This window comes from Anaerolineales bacterium, from assembly GCA_022866145.1.
Classification (GTDB): domain Bacteria; phylum Chloroflexota; class Anaerolineae; order Anaerolineales; family E44-bin32; genus PFL42.
On sequence record JALHUE010000048.1, the window covers coordinates 1 to 3,543 of the forward strand.

Here is a 3,543-nt window from a genome sequence, read left to right on the forward strand (position 1 = left end):
AATGTCGTCGCTCGCAAGGCGATCGGCCTGCTCGCCGATGGAGTGCGGGACGGCGCCGCCGCCCGCGCCGCCTCCGACTACCTGCACACCTACCGCTCCGGCAAGGTGTCGGCCACCCTGAACATCCTATCGATCGACCTGCACACCCACACCCTGGTAATCACCCGCAACAACCCCGCGCCCGTCTTGCTGATCGAGGCCGGGCACAGCCGAATGCTGGCCGACCCCTCGGAGCCGGTGGGCACGCGCCGGGACATCCGCCCCCAGATCATCGAAATTCCGCTCACCATCGGCCTGGTGGCGGTGATCTTCACCGACGGCCTGATTCACGCCGGCGCCCGGACCGGCCGCCAGGCGGACTGGCTGGCCGAACTTGGGGCACTGAACGCCTCCGGGTGTTTCGAGCCCCAGGCCTGGGCGGACCACTTCCTCGACACCGCCCTCCAGCTGGACGATGGACGGCCCACGGACGATGTCAGCGTGCTCGTGGCGATGATTTCCAAGCGCCTCGGCGATGACGCCCGACGCCTGTCGCTAACCGTACCGCTCTAGCAGGTTGATGAGGAACGCTCTTCTCAGTGAGGAAGAATACATAGGTGGTGGTTGGAGCTTCGCCCCAACCACCACATATGCAAGTTGCTCTGAGGAGGCATGCCCTCTTCATCAGCCTCCTAAGCCTTCGGGCTGGATGCTCACATGAGCCCCCCTTGGCCGCCGCGGCCCGCTACGCACATCGCCATTGTCGGTCCATGCGCCTCCGGCAAGTCGACTCTGGTCGAGGGGCTGCGGGGGCATGGCTTGCAGGCCCGTCAGATCGCGCAGGAGCATTCGTATGTCCCGGCGATGTGGCAAATCCTTGCCCGCCCGCAGCTGCTGGTCTATCTGCATGCTTCCTACGCCGCCTGCACTGCCCGCAAGCAACTGAACTGGAGTGAAGGCGAGTATCAAGTGCAGCTGGCCCGTCTGAGCCACGCCCGTGCCCACTGTGACGTTCTGGTCAACACCGATGGGCTCTCGCCTGAGCAGGTGCTCCAGGCCGTGCTGGCCGGCTTCGGCCATGGTCACGGCCCACAGGGGACGGTATAATCTCCCCGCACAACACCCCAACCCAGTGACCCCGTCAGCGACACCTTGGGCCCGAAGTCGCCGCTCGACCGGCCGTTCGCAGCCGGGGAGCAGCGCGGCGCAATAGGTTGGCGGCGTGCTCGGGCTGGTCCCGGAGGAATGAGGACGAATGAGACAGAGACGACTGTCGCGCCTGATCATCATCGGCATCATCATCCTGCTCGCCGCCTGGGTCGTTTGGCCGCAGAACCCGGGACTCCGGATCGGCAGCTTCGAGCAGCCGCTCCGCCTGGTGCGCGGGCTCGACCTGCAGGGCGGCCTACAAGTGCTGCTCGAGGCCGATCTACCGGACGAGACCGAGGTCACGTCGGAGCAGATGGCCACGGCGCGCACGATCATCGAGAAGCGGGTAAACGGACTGGGGGTCACCGAGCCCCTCGTGCAGCTGGCGGGGTCGCGGCGCATCCTGGTCGAGCTGCCCGGCATCGGCGACACCCAGCAGGCTGTCGAGACCATCCAGGAAACCGGTTTGCTGGAGTTCATCGACCTCACCCGGGAAGACGCAGCCGGGATCCTGCCGGAGGCCAAACTGGTCACCGACTTCGGCACGGCCCCGGTGGCGGCTGCCGGCGACCCCGAGCAGAAAGTCTTCCACACGATCATGACCGGCGCCCAGCTGAAGAATGCCGGCGTCAGCCAGGACCAGACCGGTGGCATCTATGTCGTCTTCGGCCTCGACGACCAGGGCAAGGAGATCTTCGGGACCTTTACCACGGAGAATGTCGGCGGACTGATCGGCATCCTGCTCGACAAGCGGCTGATCTCCGCCCCGGTCATCGACGAGCCCATCACCGGTGGAGATGTCAGCATCCGGCGCACCGGGGGCTCGTTCTCGATCGATGAAGCCAACCAGCTGGCGATCCAGCTTCGCTACGGCTCGCTCCCGGTCCCCCTGCGCATTGCCGAGAGCACCGCCGTCGGGCCGACGCTGGGGGAGGACTCCCTGCGCAAGAGCGGCATCGCCGGCCTGATCGGCCTGCTGGCGATTATGGCCTACATGGCGCTGTACTACCGGCTGCCGGGCCTGGTAGCCGACCTGGCGCTGCTGGTGTATGCCTTGATCACGGTCTCACTCTTCAAGATCATCCCGGTCACCCTGACCTTGCCAGGTGTGGCGGGCTTCATCCTGTCGCTGGGGGTAGCGGTTGACGCCAACGTGCTGATCTTCGAGAGAATGAAGGAAGAGCTGCGCGGCGGACGCACGATCGAGCAGGCCATCGAGCAGGGGTTCTCGCGCGCCTGGCCCTCCATCCGCGATTCGAACCTGTCCACCTTGATCACCTGCGCAATCCTCTTCTGGTTCGGCAGCACGTTCGGGGCGAGCCTGGTCAAGGGCTTCTCCCTTACCCTGGCGCTTGGAGTGAGCGTAAGCATGTTCACCGCCATCTTCGTCACGCGTGCCTTGCTGCACCCGATCCTCGAGCGGTCTGCGTTCACCCGGGACAAGCGCTGGTTCGCCATCTGAGAGCGGAGCTAACATGAACATCGTTGGAAAGCGATACTGGTACTTCGGCCTCTCCCTGCTCATCATCGTCCCGGGCCTGATCGCGCTGGCGCTGTGGGGCCTCCCCCTGGCGATCGACTTCACCGGCGGCAGCCTGCTGGTCGTGCAGTTTGAGCCGGGCAAGGTTCCCCAGCCAGGACAGGTGCTGGCGATTTATGAGGCGCTGGAGATCTCCGACCCGCTCGTCCAGTCTTCCGGGGAGACCGAGATCTTGGCCCGCAGCAAGACCATGGACGAGGCCACCAAATCGGCGCTGGTGGCCGAAATGGAGAACCGCTTCGGCGGCACGGTGACGGTGCAGCGTTTCGAGACGGTGGGCCCGGCCGTGGGGGCCGAGGTCGCCCAGCGGGCGGCAGGCGCCGTCGGCCTGGCGGCTCTGGGCATTCTCGGATTCATCACCTATGCCTTCCGGCGAGTGCCGCACGCCTTCCGCTATGGCGTGGCCGCCATCGTTTCCATGATGCACGACGTGCTGGTTGTCCTCGGGATTGAAGCCGTCTTGGGTCACTTCCTCGGCTGGGAAATGGACGCCCTCTTCCTGACGGCCCTGCTGACCGTGATCGGTTTCTCGGTTCACGACACCATCGTGGTCTTCGATCGGATTCGCGAGAACCAGCGCCTGCACCGCCGCCTGGATTACGAGATCCTGGTGAATCACTCGATCGTGCAGACGCTCGATCGCTCGATCAACACTCAGCTCACGGTGATGCTGGCTCTGATTGCCCTGCTGCTGTTTGGCGGGGTCACGACCCGGCACTTCGTCACCATCCTGCTGGTGGGCATTCTCAGCGGAACCTACTCCTCGATCTTCAACGCCGCCCCGCTGCTGGTGGTATGGGAAAAGCGGGAGTGGAAGACCTGGTTCCGCCGACGCCGGCCCGAACCGGCCAGCGCCTGACCCTGGGTCCCCCGCC

The 3,543-nt window shown here is 65.3% G+C and carries 4 protein-coding genes; all 4 read left to right on the top strand.

Features of this window, described 5'->3' with window-relative positions; translation table 11 throughout:
* The coding region (locus MUO23_01395) for a serine/threonine-protein phosphatase (protein MCJ7511606.1) at positions 1 to 552 on the top strand (552 nt) is incomplete at its 5' end.
* 144 nt (positions 553 to 696) lie between these two features.
* A complete protein-coding gene (locus MUO23_01400; protein MCJ7511607.1) occupies positions 697 to 1,086 on the top strand; it encodes a hypothetical protein in 390 nt (129 codons plus the stop codon).
* A 148-nt stretch (positions 1,087 to 1,234) separates the two neighbouring features.
* A complete protein-coding gene (gene secD / locus MUO23_01405) occupies positions 1,235 to 2,590 on the top strand; it encodes a protein translocase subunit SecD (GenBank protein MCJ7511608.1) in 1,356 nt (451 codons plus the stop codon).
* Positions 2,591 to 2,603: 13 nt separating this feature from the next.
* Positions 2,604 to 3,527: a protein translocase subunit SecF gene (secF, locus tag MUO23_01410; GenBank protein ID MCJ7511609.1), complete on the top strand. Its 924-nt coding sequence runs from the start codon at positions 2,604 to 2,606 to the stop codon at positions 3,525 to 3,527.
* Positions 3,528 to 3,543: the final 16 nt, after the last annotated feature.

What these genes read in the sequence shown, in the direction of transcription:
- MUO23_01400 (MCJ7511607.1), top strand. Translation starts at nt 697, where the DNA reads ATGAGCCCCCCTTGGCCGCCGCGGCCCGCTACGCACATCGCCATTGTC.
- secF (MCJ7511609.1), top strand. Translation starts at nt 2,604, where the DNA reads ATGAACATCGTTGGAAAGCGATACTGGTACTTCGGCCTCTCCCTGCTC.
- secD (MCJ7511608.1), top strand. Translation starts at nt 1,235, where the DNA reads ATGAGACAGAGACGACTGTCGCGCCTGATCATCATCGGCATCATCATC.